The sequence below is a fragment of the Nocardiopsis sp. JB363 genome, assembly GCF_900143625.1.
Taxonomy (GTDB): domain Bacteria; phylum Actinomycetota; class Actinomycetes; order Streptosporangiales; family Streptosporangiaceae; genus Nocardiopsis.
Genome location: NZ_FRFF01000081.1, coordinates 10,781 through 26,298, shown reverse-complemented (window position 1 = coordinate 26,298; position 15,518 = coordinate 10,781). Strand labels below are relative to the sequence as shown.

Below are 15,518 nucleotides of genomic sequence, written 5' to 3'. Positions count from 1 at the left end.
GTCACCGAGCCGCGACTCATCGTGTCTCGGTGGCCCTGTTGTGTGCCGTACCACCGGACGAGCCCGGCAAAGATGGCCAACACGCGGGAAATGTCCACTGGTCCCGACCCGCCGGTACGCCACTATTGAGGCGCCGATGGTGCGGAGGATGTGTGGATGGCGGCGACGACAGCGGTTCCCGGGGAGACCCGGACTCGGGGGCGTATGGCCTCCGGTGGGCGCGAGCGTGCGCTCTGGCGTGAGTGGGCCAGGTCCCTGAACCGGCCGCTCACCTCCTACTACCTGATCCTCAGTACCGGGATGATGCTCATCGCCCTGGGCCTGGTGATGGTCCTGTCCTCGACGATGGTCAACTCCACCACCGAGACCGGGTCCGCCTTCTCCGTCTTCCATCGCCAGCTGGCCTCCGCGGCGATCGGCCTTCCGCTCATGCTGCTGGCCGCCCAGCTGCCGCTGTGGGTCTTCCGGATGATCGGTTACCCGGCGATGATCCTGTCGGTGGCGCTGCTGCTGCTCACCGCCTTCCAGGGCACCGAGGTCAACGGCGCGATGCGGTGGCTGGAGATCGGCGGTCTGGTCATCCAGCCCTCCGAACCCGCCAAGCTCGCCTTCGCCCTGTGGGGCGCCAATATCCTGGCCCGCAAGGAAGAGCTCAAGGAGCTCACCGAGTGGCGCCAGCTACTGATCCCGCTGCTGCCCGGTTGTGGTCTGCTCACCCTGCTGGTCCTGATCGGCTCGGACCTGTCCACGACCCTGGTGCTGCTGCTGGTCTTCCTCAGCCTGCTGTGGGTCGTGGGCGCTCCCGGCAGGCTGTTCGTCGCCATGTTCGGGTTGGTTCTGGGCCTGGCCGGAATCGTCATCGCGGTCGAACCGTTCCGGATGACCCGTATCACCGCGTTCCTCGACCCCGGAGCCGACCCCTCCGGTGCGGGCTTCCAATCGCTGCACGGCCTCTACGCGCTGGGCACCGGAGGCCTCTTCGGTGTCGGAATCGGCGCCAGCCGCGAGAAGTGGGGGTTCCTGCCCTTCGCCGAGTCCGACTTCATCTTCGCCATCATCGGCGAGGAGTTCGGTCTCCTCGGCACCCTGTTGGTGCTCTGCCTGCTCGGCATGCTCGGCTACGCCGGGCTGCGGGTGGCTTTCCGCGTCAAGGACCCCTTCTCGCGCCTGGCCGCCTTCGCCATCTCGACCTGGATCATCGGCCAGTCCATGATCAATATCGCCGCCGTCATCGGCCTGGTCCCGGTCACCGGCATCCCACTGCCCCTGGTCTCCTACGGTGGGTCGGCGCTGATTCCCACCATGCTCGCCCTCGGTGTGCTGCTCGCCATCGCCCGTAACGAGCCCCAGGCACAGAAAGCACTGGCGGCCCGCGGTCCCGGATGGCTCGAAAGGGCTCTAAGCTGGCTTGGCCTGGAGAACTTCGTCGCTTCCGTCCAGAATCGGGGTGGAGGCACGGCATCCAAGCGCACCACCGCGCCGAGCACCCCTCGCACGGCGCGCAAGCGCGACACCAAGACAACGGCCAAGAACCAGAGCGGACCGGTCCCGGCGGGTGACCGGCCAAGGAGGAATCGACGACGATGAGGGTAGCCCTCGCCGGAGGCGGCACGGCCGGGCACATCGAGCCCGCACTCTCACTTGCGGACGCGCTGCGGCGCATCGACCCCAACACCGAGATCCTCTGCCTGGGAACCGAGCGCGGTCTGGAGACCCGACTCGTCCCCATGCGCGGTTACGAACTGGGCCTGATCCCCGCGGTTCCCCTACCGCGCAGGCTCACCCCACAACTGCTCACCGTTCCGGGTAAACTCGCCGGCGCCCTCAGCGCCGCGGGCGAGCAGCTCGACCGGATCCAGGCCGACGTCCTGGTCGGTTTCGGCGGCTACGTCGCCACTCCCGGATACCTCGCGGCCCGTCGTCGCAAGATGCCCATCATCGTGCACGAGGCCAACCCGCTGCCCGGACTGGCCAATCGGCTCGGCGCGCGGCTCACACCGCACGTCTTCACCGGGCACCCCCACGCCCAGATCCGCAACGGGCGCTTCATCGGCATCCCGCTGCGCAGGCAGGTCACCTCCTTGGACCGCCTGGCCATGGGCGACAAGGCGCGCGCCTACTTCGGGCTGCGCCCCGACCTGCCCACCCTGCTGATCTTCGGCGGCTCCCAGGGCGCCCAGCGCGTCAACGAGGCCGCCTTCGCCTCCCGCGACGCCTTCCGTGACGCGGGTGTGCAGGTCCTGCACGTGGTCGGCCCCAAGAACGCCGAGGAACCGCAGGACCTCACCCAGGACGGCATCCCCTACGTCGCTGTTCCGTACGTCGACCGCATGGACATGGCCTACGCCGCAGCCGACGTGGCCATGTGCCGTTCCGGGGCGCTGACCTGCGCCGAACTCACAGCGGTCGGTCTGCCGGGTGCCTTCGTCCCGCTGGCCATCGGCAATGGTGAACAGGCCCTGAACGCCGAGCCCATCGTCCGTGCGGGCGGTGGCGTCATGGTGAACAACGCCGACCTGTCACCGGAATGGATCTTCCGGCAGCTCATCCCGCTGCTCACCGACACCGACCGGGTCGTGGCGATGTCGGAGGCGGCCGGACGGATGGGCCGCCGCGACGCGGACATGGAGTTGGCCCGCGAGGTCATGGCGGTCGCCCGCGGCGACAAACCCACCCCGGACATGCAGTTGCCCGAAGACGACGGCGACGAGGTCTACTACGACGACGGTAAGGACGCGAGATGAGCCTGGTCCGGCAGACGGAACCGGTCCCCGTCGACAAGCTGGGACGCACCCACTTCATCGGCCTCGGAGGGGCTGGCATGTCCGGTATCGCCCGGGTGCTGTTGCAGTCCGGGGTCGAGGTCTCGGGCAGCGACGCTCGCGATGGCGACACCCTGCGCGAGCTCGAACTGATGGGGGCGCGGGTCCACGTGGGGCACGCCACCGAGAACCTCGGCACCGCCGAGACCCTGGTGGTCTCCTCCGCGATCCGTGAGGACAACCCCGAACTCGTCGAGGCACGCCGTCGCGGCATCCGGATCCTGCCCCGGGCCGCGGCCTTGGGCGCCCTCCTGCTGAACCGTGAGGGCATCGCCGTCTCCGGTACCCACGGCAAGACCACCACGACCTCCATGATCACCGTGCTCCTGCAACACCTGGGCGTCGATCCCGGCTACGTGATCGGCGGCAAGCTGGTCACCACGGGTCTGGGCGCCGACGCCGGGGTCGGTGACGTCATCGCCGTGGAGGCCGACGAGAGCGACGGTTCCTTCCTGATGCTCTCGCCCAAGATCGCGGTGGTCACCAACGTCGAGGCCGACCACCTCGACAACTACAGCGGTATCGACGAGATCCACGACAACTTCGCGAATTTCGTCGACCGGGTCGAGAGCACCCTCATCGTCGGTGTCGATGATCCCGGGGCCCGTCGGGTCGCCGAACTGGCCCGCGAACGCGGCAAGAAGGTGCTGACCTACGGCGAGGCCGCCGACGCCGACTACCGGATCACCCGGATCCGCGCCCGTGGTTTCACCACCGAGTTCACTCTGCGGACCACCGGTGGCGAGCCGATCGACGGGACCGTCGCCGTCCCCGGCCTGCACAACGTCCTCAACGCGGCCGCGGCGGTGGCCGTGGCGGACCAACTCGGGCACGACCTGGAGGTGGCGGTGGAGGGCATCGCCGACTTCGGCGGGGCCGCTCGCCGCTTCGAGCTCAAGGGCGAGGGCGACGGTGTGGGCGTCTACGACAGCTACGCCCACCACCCCACCGAGATCGACGCCGACCTGCGCGCCACGCGCGCCGCGCTGGAGTCCTTCACCCAGGACTCCGAGGACGACATCCCCCTCGGCCGGGTGGTGGCCCTCTTCCAACCGCACCTGTACAGCCGGACCCGGATCTTCGCCGAAGAGTTCGCGGCCGCGCTGAGCCTGGCCGACGAGGTCGTGGTGATGGAGGTCTTCGCGGCTCGCGAAGACCCCGAACCCGGTGTGACCGGCGAACTCATCACCGCCAAGGTCTCCCACGACAGGGTGCGTTACGTGCCCGGTCGCGAGGAGGCGGTGCGTACGGTGGTCGAACTCGCCCGTTCGGGGGACATCGTCCTGACCATGGGCGCCGGCGACATCACCGAGCTCGGCCCGCACATCATCGCGGCCCTGTCGGAGAGGGCCGAGGGCAACGGACACGACTGAGGGGTGCACACGTGGGCGCTGACCAGGGTGGGGAGAAGGCCGCGGCGGCACGGCGGGGAGGTTCGGATCCCTGGAAGGTGACCTTCGCGGTCCTATTGGTCGTCTCCCTGGTCTGCGCCGTGGTGTGGTTGCTCCTCGGTTCCCGGCTGCTGGTCGTCCGCGACGTCGCGGTCACCGGCACGGATCGGATCTCCTCCACCGAGGTCGAGGCCGCGGTGTCGGTGAACACCGGTACCCCGCTGATCCGGGTGGACCTGGACGCCGGTCGGGGCCGGGTCGAAGGGCTCGACCTGGTCGAGTCCGCCGCCGTCACCCGGGGGTGGCCCGCCACCCTGAAGGTGGAGGTGGTCGAGCGCACCCCCCTGCTCGCGATCGCGGTGGGGGAGGAGTACCGGTTGGTCGACGGCGACGGTGTGCGCATCGAGGACTCCACGACCAGACCCGGCACGCATCCACTGGTGTCGGTCACCGGGGAGGTCGAGGACAACGAGGCGGTGCGGGCCGCCGCGGACATCGTGCGCGAGGCTCCCGACTCCTTCGTCGCCCAGATCCAGCTCATCGACGCCAAGGATCCCGAAGCGATCCGGATCGAGTTGGGGGACGGCTCCCTCGTGGAGTGGGGTGACGCCGAGCACACCGCGGACAAGAGCGAGGTCCTGCGGGTGCTGATGCGCGAACACCCCACCGGCGAGGGGCGTGTCTACGACGTCGGAACGCCCGACCTGGCCATGGTCAGGTGAAGGGAGTACCAAGGGACGTTCTGGTTCGGGCGGAGTCGGGGCAAGGCGCCGTTCCCCGGACAAGCGGGTCCCCACCGCCGCGAAACGGTCCACCGAGAGGACATTCCAGACGCGACGCGCCGAGTACGCACTTCGCTTCCTCGTGTTATACGCGGTTAGGCTGAAGCCGTCACTGGTTGCTCGCACCCCACGGTCCGCTTACTGTCGGGAAGCACAACCACCATCCACAACGTAGTAAAACACGCTTTTCGGGATACTCAGGAACCGTTCAACCGAGGCCACAGGCCCGGAGAGCGGTACCGGTGACCCGGGGTCCCCGCCGACGGTCCGTGCGAACCGGGAGGCGGGTGAACCCGAAACGGACTCAGTAGAACCGGATGCCGGACCGCCGGCGCACCCGCGGAACCACTCGCGGACGCGAAGACGGAACGGCTCATGCGAGCGGAAAGGCCCCTCGTCGTGGCAGCACCGCAGAACTACCTCGCGGTCATCAAAGTCGTCGGCATCGGCGGCGGCGGTGTCAACGCCGTCAACCGAATGATCGAAGAGGGGCTCAAGGGCGTTGAGTTCATCGCGATCAATACCGACGCCCAAGCGCTGCTGATGAGCGATGCGGACGTCAAGCTCGACGTCGGCCGTGAGCTCACCCGCGGCCTGGGAGCCGGAGCCAACCCCGACGTCGGCCGTAAGGCCGCGGAGGATCATCGTGAGGAGATCGAGGAGGTCCTCAAGGGGGCCGACATGGTCTTCGTCACGGCCGGCGAAGGCGGTGGCACGGGCACCGGAGGTGCACCGGTCGTCGCCAACATCGCCCGCTCCCTGGGAGCCCTGACCATCGGCGTGGTCACCCGCCCCTTCGGTTTCGAGGGCAAGCGGCGCGCGACCCAGGCCGAGTCCGGGATAGCGATGCTCCGCGAGGAGGTCGACACACTCATCGTCATCCCGAACGACCGCCTCCTGTCCATCTCCGACCGCCAGGTCAGTGTCCTCGACGCGTTCAAGGCCGCCGACCAGGTCCTTCTCTCCGGTGTCCAGGGCATCACCGACCTGATCACGACACCGGGCCTGATCAACCTCGACTTCGCCGACGTCAAGTCGGTCATGTCCGGGGCAGGGTCGGCATTGATGGGGATCGGATCCGCGAGAGGGGACGATAGGGCCGTGGCAGCGGCCGAACTGGCGATCTCCTCACCCTTGCTGGAAGCCAGCATCGACGGGGCGCACGGGGTTCTGCTGTCCATCCAGGGCGGCTCCGACCTCGGGCTCTTCGAGATCAACGAGGCCGCGCAACTGGTCGCCAACTCGGCGGCCCCGGAAGCCAACATCATCTTCGGCGCCGTCATCGACGACGCCCTGGGCGATGAGGTGAGGGTCACCGTCATAGCTGCGGGCTTCGACGAACCCGAGGTCATCCTGCCGGGGACGCGGGAGCGTCAGCCGGTGGACCCTCCTGAGGCCGTCGCCCCCACCGCAGGCATCACGTCCGGCAGGGAGGAGTCCGCTATGGCCGCTCCGTCCGCCGAGGGCGCGAGCGGGGCGTCGGCCACCAACACGCCGTGGATGCCCCCGTCGGGCCCGGTCCGGACCGAGCCGGAGGCGCCCCGGCCCACCGAGCCTGTCCAGTCCTGGACCGACCCGGAGCCCCCGCGCCCCGAGCCCCGGTACGCGCAGACACCTCCGGTGTCCTCGCGGCCCGAACCGGAGCCCCACCAGAGCACCGACCCCTACCAGGGCAACGGCCACGGGGTCGCCTACGACGACACCGCGGCCGTGCCCACCACCCCGGAGCCCACGGCCGCACCGACGGCGCAGCCGGCGCCGGCGGAGGGGCCCGTGACGCCTGAACCGGAGCCCGAGACCGGGTCCGGCCCCATCCACGCGGTCTCGGACGCCTCCGAGCGGCGCGGCGAGGTTCCCACGCCTCGTCGTCGGGTCATCTTCGACGACCCCGACGACCTGGACGTCCCGGAGTTCCTCAAGTAGTCCACCGGTACCATCGACGTGTCAGCGGCCCCGACCCTTGTGGCGGGGCCGTCGCCGCCCCCGGGGTCGGAACGGCCGGACCGCCGGCGGGGCCGAGGGAAGGACCACGGACACACCGATGGGCAACGTCATCGACCTGGGGAACGGCGTGTGCGCCGCCGTCACCGAACGCAAGGGCGGGGTCAGCCTTCCACCGTTCGACTCGCTCAACCTCGGACTCGGCACGGGCGATACCCGTGAGGAGGTCCTGGTCAACCGGGTGCGCGCCGCCGAGGACCTGGGCTTCGACATCGACCGGGTGGTGTGGATGAACCAGGTGCACAGCGCGGACGTGCTCGTGGCCACCGAACCCGGAGGGGTGGGCACCTGCGACGGGGTGGTCACCACCCGCTCCGATCTGGTCTTGGCCTCGATGGCCGCGGACTGTCTGCCCGTGCTGGCCGCCGACGCCGAGGCGGGGGTCCTGGCCGCCGCGCACTCCGGTCGACTCGGCACCGCCCAGGCGATCGCCGCGAACCTGGTCGAGACCATGGTCGCCGAAGGCGCCCGCACCGAGCACATCACCGTCTTCCTGGGGCCCACCATCTGTGGGAGCTGCTACGAGGTGCCGCCGGAGCTCCAGGCACAGACCGCCGAACGCACGCCGGAGGCGGCCTCCACCACCCGCCAGGGCACCACCGGGGTGGACATGACCGCCGCCGTCACCGCCCAACTGCGCCGCGCGGGAGTGGACAACATCACTTCCGACGGCCGCTGCACCCTGGAGAGCTCCGAACTGTTCTCCCACCGCCGCGACGCTCCCACCGGCCGGTTCGCCTCCTTCATCTGGCGCATCTGACCCGTACGGCTCTGAGCCCACCCTCCAAACCTCCGTTACCGGAACCGGCCAATCTTCCACGGGACCACCGATGTAGCGGACACCACACCGAACACAGTCACCACAGCAGGGAACAGAAGGAACAGCCGTGTCACACACCGACCCCGAGCGCACCGAGCAGATCCGCGCCAACCTCCAGGAGGCGCGAACCCGGATCGAGTCGGCCTGCGCGAAGGCCGACCGCGACCCCGCCGAGGTGTCCCTGGTGGCGGTGACCAAGACCCACCCCGCGAGCGACGTGCGTGCTCTCGCTTCTCTGGGCGTCACCGACGTCGGCGAGAATCGGGACCAGGAGGCCGCACCCAAGGCCGCCGAAACCGCCGACCTCGATCTGACCTGGCATTTCGTCGGTCAGTTGCAGACGAACAAGGCCAGATCGGTGGCCTCCTATGCCGACGTCGTCCACTCGGTGGACCGGGCCAAGCTGGCCCGGGCCCTCGGCGAGAGGGCGGCGGCGGCCGGACGTCGCCTGACCTGTCTGGTCCAGGTGGACCTCGATGACGATGCCCGGGCGGGAGTGCTGGGGCCGCGCGGCGGTGTCGACCCGGCCGACGCTCCCGGGCTCGCCGAGCGCATCGCCGAACACGAGGCGCTCGAATTGGGAGGTGTGATGGCCGTCGCACCTTTGGGTGGGGATCCGGACACCGCCTTCGCCCGTCTTCACGAGGTGGCGATGGGGATCAGGGATCGTTACCCTCGGGCGACGATGGTCTCCGCGGGTATGAGCGGGGACCTGGAAGCCGCGATCCAACGAGGCGCGACACACCTGCGTCTTGGTGCGGCGTTGCTCGGCGCCCGAGGCACGAACGTGGGGTAATGTCCCCACATAGACCTTGGGGCCTGTCTGTGGTGTTCGCCCGAAAGGGTGCCCGCCCCGCGGATGTGGGGCCAGGACGGGTAGACGGAGGAGTCGGCTGCGGTCGAGGCCGCGGGAACGACGGAGGATGTGAGATGGCCGGCTCGATGCGCAAGATGGCGGTCTACCTCGGTCTCGTGGAGGACGACCGTTACGATCACCGTTATGCGGACGAATATGATGAGTTCGAGGAATTCGACGAGGGTGTGGAGGAGCAGCGTGACCGCGACGCCGACTCTCCGAGAGGCGAGGAAACACGAGGCGATGCCGTGATGGATCCCGGCGACTACCTGGGAACGGGTGAACGACGCGGTGGGACCACCACGGCGGCCTCGACCGCCGATCTTGCCCGAATCACCACGCTCCACCCGCGCACGTACAACGAGGCGCGTACGATCGGAGAGCACTTCCGGGAAGGTACGCCGGTGATCATGAACCTGACCGAGATGGTCGACAGCGACGCCAAGCGTCTGGTCGACTTCGCGGCTGGTCTGATCTTCGGTCTCCATGGCAGTATCGAACGCGTGACCAACAAGGTGTTCTTGCTGTCCCCGGCCAACGTCGAGGTGACCGCCGAAGATAAGGCGCGGATCGCCGAGCGAGGGTTCTTCAATCAGAGCTAGACCATCACATTTGTCCAGAGATTGGGTCGGGGAACGACCGTGAGTATCGTCCTATCAGTACTGTCCCTCCTCCTTCAGCTATTTGTCTTCGTGCTGATAGCGAGGGTGGTACTGGAGATGGTGCAGTCCTTTTCCAGGGACTGGCGGCCCAGCGGGTTCGTGCTCGTGCTCGCCGAGATCGTGTATACGATCACGGATCCACCCCTGAGGTTCCTCCGCAGGTTCATCAAGCCGGTGAGGCTGGGGAGCATCGCACTCGACCTGAGTGTGTTGATCCTGTTCTTCGCCATCATTATCCTCCAGAGTCTTCTGGCGACGATGGCGGCGAGCCTGTGATGGGGAAGTCAGGGGTGTAAAAGTAGCCCTCGATTCCGATTTGTGGTCTTGGTCATGATCTGGATTGCCGTAAGGTCACGATCAGGTAGCGTCCCTACGGACAGACTCCAAGCGCGCCAAGGAGACGAACATGCCGCTGACACCCGCCGATGTGCGGAACAAGCAGTTCAGTACCACACGGCTACGGCCTGGGTACGACGAAGAAGAGGTCGACGCCTTTCTCGATGAAGTCGAGTCAGAGCTGGACCGACTGATCCAGGAGAACGAGGAACTGCGCGGCAAGCTCGCCGAGTGCCTGCGGGGCAAGGTCCCCAACGCCGGCATGCAGGACTTCCAGCAGCCCCAGGAACAGCCGGAGGCTCAGCAGCAGCCGATGGAGCAGATGCGTCCGGAGCCCGTCCAGGCCCAGGCGCCCGTCGAGCAGCAGCCCCAGCCGCCCGCGCCGCAGCAGGCCCAGATGGCCATGACCGGTGCCAACATCGCCATGGGCGGCGAGGAGAACATGGACACGGCCGCCCGTGTTCTGGCCCTGGCCCAGCAGACCGCCGACCAGGCGATCAGCGACGCCCGTCGCGAGGCCGACGAGACGCTCGGTCGCGCGCGCAACGAGTCCGAGGACATCCTCGGCAAGGCGCGCCGCCAGGCCGACCAGATCATCGGTGAGGCCCGTGCCCGTTCCGAGAACCTCGACCGTGACGCCCAGGAGCGCCACCGTCAGGTCATGGGCAGCCTGGTCCAGCAGCGCGAGGAGCTGGAGCACAAGGTCAACGTGCTCAAGGACTTCGAGCGCGAGTACCGTAGCCGTCTGAAGGACTACTTCGAGCGTCAGCTCAACGAGCTGAAGAGCGAGGAGGAGAAGGCCAAGTCGGCGGAGCTCAACCCGAACACCACGGGTGGCTTCCAGACCATGGCCCCTCAGACCGGTGGCGTCCCCTCCATGCAGCAGCACGGTGGTCCCGGCGGTCCTGGTGGCCCCGGCGGCAACCCGTTCGGTCACCCCGAGCCGGCCCCCCATGGTTTCCACCCTGGCGAGGTCCCGCACGAGCGTCGCTGACCCTCCAGCGGTATGTGACTCCGAACAACTGAAGACTCCGGCTCAACACGTGTAAAGGCCCTGGTCGACCCGTGATCCTTAGCATCCTCGCAACCGTGGCGGTGCTGGCGGCCATCGCCGTCATCGCGGCCGCACTGGTGTTCGCCGAGACAACCCTGGTGTACATCGCCTTGGGACTCGGCGCACTGAGCGTCCTCCTTCTGCTGGGCGCTCTGCTCCAAGGCAGGTTCGGCGCGGACAGAACGGATACGGCACGGACGGACGGTTTGGGGAAGTCGTCCGTCCCCGCGGCCCCCGCCGCGGTACCGGGCCCCACATGGGAGTCGGAGCAACCTGGGCGCGTACCCGCACCGGCCGAGAAGTCGGTGCGGGACACCCCTGTTCCGGAGCCTCGGCCCTGGGGCGAGGAACCCCAGGAGGAACCGGAGTTCGACGTTCCCCGGTGGGAGACCCCCACCAAGGGCGATTGGCCTGAACCGATCCGGGTGGCCCAGACCCCGCCCCAGCCCGATCAGGACGAATCCGAAGAGGCCCCTGCCTCCGCATTCGCCTACCACCGCACCCCCGAGCGCGACCTCGACACCCCCGTGACCACCGATCCGGTGGACGAGGACTTCGAGCCCTCGCCGAGCGACGCGCACGCGGCGGAACCCCATGAGACCTTCGAGCCGGCGGACGACACGAGCGAAGCCGGCTCCGACGATGACGAGTCCGCGGACACCGCGGAACCCGTCGGTGCCAGTGCGGCGTTCACCCACCTCGACCCGGAGCCCACCGTCGAGGACGAGGAGCCCACGGAGACCACTGAGGACGCGTCCGTGGAGCCTGAGGAGACCTCCGAGGGCTTCGACGACCACCATGGCTCCCGGGAACCCACTGAGACCGCCGTCCGGGACGAGGCCGATGAGGTCGACGAGGACGTACCGGTCGAGGATCCCGAAGTCGAGGAGACCGTAGAGCCGGAGGGTGACGCACCCGAGGCCGAGGCCGACACTGTCGAAACCTTCGAACCGGACGAGGACGAGCCGGGGGAGGTGGCTGTCTCCGACGAGGACGCGTCCGCCGAGGACGTCCAGGACGAGGACGAGACCGACGAGGTCCTCGAAGAGGCCGAAGAGGACGAAGAGGACGAAGCAGACCCGGATCGGACCGCGGCTCGGGAAACGGACACCGATGAGAGTTTCTCGGTGGACGACTCCGAGGACGCAGAGGACGACGAGGACGAGGTCCAGGAGACCGACGAGGTGAGGGAACCCGAGGAGGACCTCACCGCCTCGGAAGAGGACGCGGCGGTCGCCTACGCGGCGATCCTCGACGAGTCGGCCCCGGAGGACGACGAGAACGGTTCGGACGAGGTCGAGGAACGCCCCAAGGATCCCTCCCACACGAACTGAGCACACACGAAGGGCGCCGCTTCGCAACGGAAGCGGCGCCCTTCGGCTCTCGGATCAGGCCTTGCGGAAGACGAAGGTCACACCGAGCTCCTCCGAAGCGGTGGAGTGCGGCGCCCCCTCACCCGTGCCGGCCACGAAAGCGTCGGCCAGCACCTCACCGGCGATCGCCTGCCCGTGCTCGGCCAGGGTGTGCCGAACGGTCTCGTCCTCGGCGGTCCACCACACGTGGATCCGGTCGGACACCGCCAGGCCACCGCTCTTGCGGGCCTCCTGGAGCATCCGGACCATCTCGCGGGCCAGACCGGCGCGGCGCAGCTCCGGGGTCAGATCCAGGTCCAGGGCCACGGTCTCACCGGACTCGGTCGCCACCGCCCAACCCTCACGGGGCTGCTCGGTCACCAGCACCTCGTCGGCGCTCACGTCGACCGGCTCGTCCTCGACCGTCACCTGCGTCCATCCGCTGGACCGCACCTGCTCGACCAGCGCCGCCGGATCGGCCGCCTGGATGGCCTTGGCGACCAACGGGGTGCGCTTGGCGAACCGCTTGCCCAGGGCACGGAAGTTCGGCTTGACCACGTAGTCGACCAGGTCGCCACCGACCGTGGACAGAGAGTCCAGGCCGACCACGTTGAGCTCGTCCGACACCTGGTCCCGCAGCTGCTCCGGCAGGTCCGCGAAGCCCGAGGCGCCCACCAGGGCGCGGGCCAACGGCTGACGGGTGCGCACCGCCGAGTCCACCCGGGCCGAACGTCCCAGCTCCACCAGGCGGCGGGCCAACGCCATCCGACGGGACAGGTCCGAGTCGATCAGGTCCTCGTTCACCTCCGGCCAGGAGGCCAGGTGCACCGAGTCGGCCGCGTCGGGCCGGCGCAGCGCCGACCACACGTGGTCGGTCAGGAACGGCACGATCGGCGCCATCAGCAGGGTGATGGTCTCCAGGGCCTCGAACAGCGTCGCGAACGCCGCCGCGCCCTCGGGGGTGTCGGCCCCGCCCCAGAACCGGCGACGGGAACGGCGCACGTACCAGTTCGACACGTCGTCGACGAACGCGGTCAGACGACGACCCGCTCCGGTGGTGTCGAAGTCGTTCATCGACCGCGTGACGTCGCGGACGACCTCGTTGAGCTCCGACAGCAGCCACCGGTCCAGCAGCGGACGGTCCTGCGGCGCGGGTGCCTCGGCCAGCCGGGAGTGATCCCAGCCGGTACCGGTGTTGGCGTACAGGGTGAAGAACGACGTGGTGCTGTAGTAGGTCAGCAGCACCTTGCGGACGATCTCCTCCAGGGCGCTGTGGCCCACCCGGCGGGCGTTCCACGGCGAACCACTGGCCAGCATGAACCAGCGCAGCGCGTCGGCGCCGTGCCGGTCCATCACGGGGATGGGCTCCATGACGTTGCCCAGGTGCTTGCTCATCTTGCGCCCGTCCTCGGCGAGGATGTGGCCGAGCACGACCACGTTCTCGAACGAGTTACGGCCGAACACCAGGGTGCTGACCGCCAACAGCGAGTAGAACCAGCCGCGGGTCTGGTCGATGGCCTCGGAGATGTACTGGGCCGGGAAGTTCGCCTCGAAGGTGTCCTTGTTCTGGTGCGGGGCGCCCCACTGGGCGAACGGCATGGAACCGGAGTCGAACCAGGCGTCGATGACCTCGGGCACACGGCGGGCGACCCGCTGGTCCTCGGGCAGGGACGGGTCGGCGTCGGGGTCGGGGATGACGACGTCGTCGACGTAGGGGCGGTGCGGGTCCAGGTTGGACAGGTCCTGGCCGCTGAGCTCGCTCAGTTCCGCCAAGGAGCCCACGCAGATCTGGCGGCCGTCCGGGAACTCCCAGATCGGCAGTGGGGTGCCCCAGTAGCGGTTGCGGGACAGCGCCCAGTCGACGTTGCCGCGCAGCCACTCGCCGAAGCGGCCCTCCTTGACGTTCTCCGGCACCCAGTTGGTGACGTCGTTCTGCGCGAGCAGTTCGTCCTTGACCCGGGTGGTGCGGATGTACCAGGACGGGACGGCGTAGTAGAGGAGCGCGGTGTGGCAGCGCCAGCAGTGCGGGTAGGAGTGCTCGTACGCCTTGTGGCGGAAGAGCAGCCCCCGGTCCTTGAGGTCGGCCACCAGGGTCTTGTCGGCCTCCTTGAAGAAGACACCGCCCACCAGCGGCAGTTCCTCCTCGAAGGTGCCGTCGGGGCGCACCGGGTTGACCACGGGCAGGTCGTAGGCGCGGCACACCACCATGTCGTCGGCACCGAAGGCGGGCGACTGGTGGACCAGACCGGTACCGTCTTCGACGGTGACGTAGTCGGCGAGCACCACGAAGTGCGCGGTCTCCTCGAACGGAACGAGCTCGAAGGGGCGCTGGTAGGTCCAGCGTTCCATCTCGTCGCCCTCGAAGCTCTCACCGGTGAGTTCCCAGCCCTCGCCGAGGACCTTCTCGAACAGTGGTTCGGCGACCAGGAGGCGCTCGTCGCCGTTGGTGGCCACCACGTACTTCACCTCGGGGTGCACGGCCACCGCGGTGTTGGACACCAGGGTCCAGGGGGTGGTCGTCCACACCAGCATCGAGGTGGGGTGCTCGGGTGAGGCCAGCGGGCCGGAGGTGACCGGGAATCGCACGTACACCGACGGGTCGGTGATGGTCTCGTACCCTTGGGCGAGCTCGTGGTCGGACAGCGTGGTGCCGCAGCGCGGGCAGTAGGGGCTGATCCGGAAGTCGCGGACCAGCAGGCCCTTGTCCCAGATCTGCTTGAGCGCCCACCACACGGACTCCACGTACTGCGGGTCCATGGTGCGGTAGGCGTCGTCCATGTTCACCCAGTAGCCCATGCGCTCGGTCATGGAGGTGAACGCGTCGACGTTGCGCAGGACGGACTCGCGGCAGCGCTCGTTGAACTCGGCGATGCCGAACTCTTCGATGTCCTTCTTGCCGCTCAGGCCGAGTTCCTTCTCCACGGCCACCTCGACGGGCAGGCCGTGGCAGTCCCAGCCGGCCTTGCGGTCGACGTGGTAGCCGCGCATGGTGCGAAAGCGCGGGAAGACGTCCTTGAAGGCGCGCGCCTCGACGTGGTGGACGCCGGGCTGGCCGTTGGCGGTGGGCGGGCCCTCGTAGAAGACCCAGTTCTGCTTGCCGCGGGTCTGGTCCAGGGAGCGCTGGAAGACGTTCTCCTTCGACCAGCGGCCGAGGATCTCGCGCTCCGTCTCGGGCAGGTCGATCTGAGCGGGCAGCTGTGGCAGCGCGCGGGATTCGGGCCGGGGGTCGTCGGTCACCGTCGTACCTTTCTCCATCAGGGATGTTCCTGACGGAGGGACGAGGCATACTGCGCCCCGCGGTACCACCCTCCTTGGAACCGTGACCGTGACCGCGGAGCGGTTCGGTGACGGGTCCCACTTCATTGGGTTCACGCCGGTTCTACTGGGGTGCTCCACCGCTCATCGAGGAGGTGGCACGCCTGTTCTTCCGGCTGCTCCGGGG

General features: G+C 68.5%; 12 protein-coding genes. 11 read left to right on the top strand and 1 reads right to left on the bottom strand.

All coding sequences use genetic code 11. The features are described from left to right. Positions 1–156 precede the first annotated feature (156 nt). From ftsW to BQ8420_RS12105, 11 genes are all read left to right on the top strand, one after another. Positions 157–1,587, top strand: coding sequence for a putative lipid II flippase FtsW (gene ftsW, locus BQ8420_RS12155; protein WP_087098459.1), 1,431 nt, complete (start codon positions 157–159; stop codon positions 1,585–1,587). Continuing rightward, positions 1,584–2,744, top strand: a complete 1,161-nt coding sequence (murG, locus tag BQ8420_RS12150) for an undecaprenyldiphospho-muramoylpentapeptide beta-N-acetylglucosaminyltransferase (RefSeq protein ID WP_087098457.1) — start codon at positions 1,584–1,586, stop codon at positions 2,742–2,744. Before ftsW ends, murG begins: the two co-directional genes overlap by 4 nt. After that, complete coding sequence (gene murC, locus BQ8420_RS12145) at positions 2,741–4,195, top strand: UDP-N-acetylmuramate--L-alanine ligase (RefSeq protein ID WP_087098455.1); 1,455 nt, start codon at positions 2,741–2,743, stop codon at positions 4,193–4,195. Before murG ends, murC begins: the two co-directional genes overlap by 4 nt. An 11-nt stretch (positions 4,196–4,206) precedes the next feature. Continuing rightward, the gene (locus tag BQ8420_RS12140; protein ID WP_200815905.1) at positions 4,207–4,935 is read left to right on the top strand and encodes a cell division protein FtsQ/DivIB; all 729 of its coding nucleotides are present in this window, start codon (positions 4,207–4,209) and stop codon (positions 4,933–4,935) included. 459 nt (positions 4,936–5,394) lie between these two features. After that, positions 5,395–6,918, top strand: coding sequence for a cell division protein FtsZ (ftsZ, locus tag BQ8420_RS12135; protein WP_087098505.1), 1,524 nt, complete (start codon positions 5,395–5,397; stop codon positions 6,916–6,918). A 118-nt stretch (positions 6,919–7,036) separates the two neighbouring features. Beyond that, positions 7,037–7,756, top strand: a complete 720-nt coding sequence (gene pgeF, locus BQ8420_RS12130; protein ID WP_087098451.1) for a peptidoglycan editing factor PgeF — start codon at positions 7,037–7,039, stop codon at positions 7,754–7,756. A 127-nt stretch (positions 7,757–7,883) separates the two neighbouring features. Continuing rightward, on the top strand, positions 7,884–8,612 hold the full coding sequence (locus BQ8420_RS12125; protein WP_087098449.1) for a YggS family pyridoxal phosphate-dependent enzyme: 729 nt from the start codon (positions 7,884–7,886) through the stop codon (positions 8,610–8,612). 134 nt (positions 8,613–8,746) lie between these two features. Then, positions 8,747–9,274: a cell division protein SepF gene (locus tag BQ8420_RS12120; protein WP_087098447.1), complete on the top strand. Its 528-nt coding sequence runs from the start codon at positions 8,747–8,749 to the stop codon at positions 9,272–9,274. Between the two features lie 39 nt (positions 9,275–9,313). Then, positions 9,314–9,610 (top strand): YggT family protein, encoded by a 297-nt coding sequence (locus tag BQ8420_RS12115; protein ID WP_087098444.1) that lies wholly within the window; start codon positions 9,314–9,316, stop codon positions 9,608–9,610. 130 nt (positions 9,611–9,740) lie between these two features. Next, positions 9,741–10,664 (top strand): DivIVA domain-containing protein, encoded by a 924-nt coding sequence (locus BQ8420_RS12110; RefSeq protein WP_087098442.1) that lies wholly within the window; start codon positions 9,741–9,743, stop codon positions 10,662–10,664. A 95-nt stretch (positions 10,665–10,759) separates the two neighbouring features. Further along, positions 10,760–12,058 (top strand): hypothetical protein, encoded by a 1,299-nt coding sequence (locus tag BQ8420_RS12105; protein WP_235006118.1) that lies wholly within the window; start codon positions 10,760–10,762, stop codon positions 12,056–12,058. Positions 12,059–12,112: 54 nt separating this feature from the next. On the opposite strand, the gene ileS is transcribed toward BQ8420_RS12105, so the two are convergent. Further along, positions 12,113–15,313: an isoleucine--tRNA ligase gene (gene ileS / locus BQ8420_RS12100; protein ID WP_200815909.1), complete on the bottom strand. Its 3,201-nt coding sequence runs from the start codon at positions 15,311–15,313 to the stop codon at positions 12,113–12,115. Between the last annotated feature and the right edge of the window lie 205 nt (positions 15,314–15,518).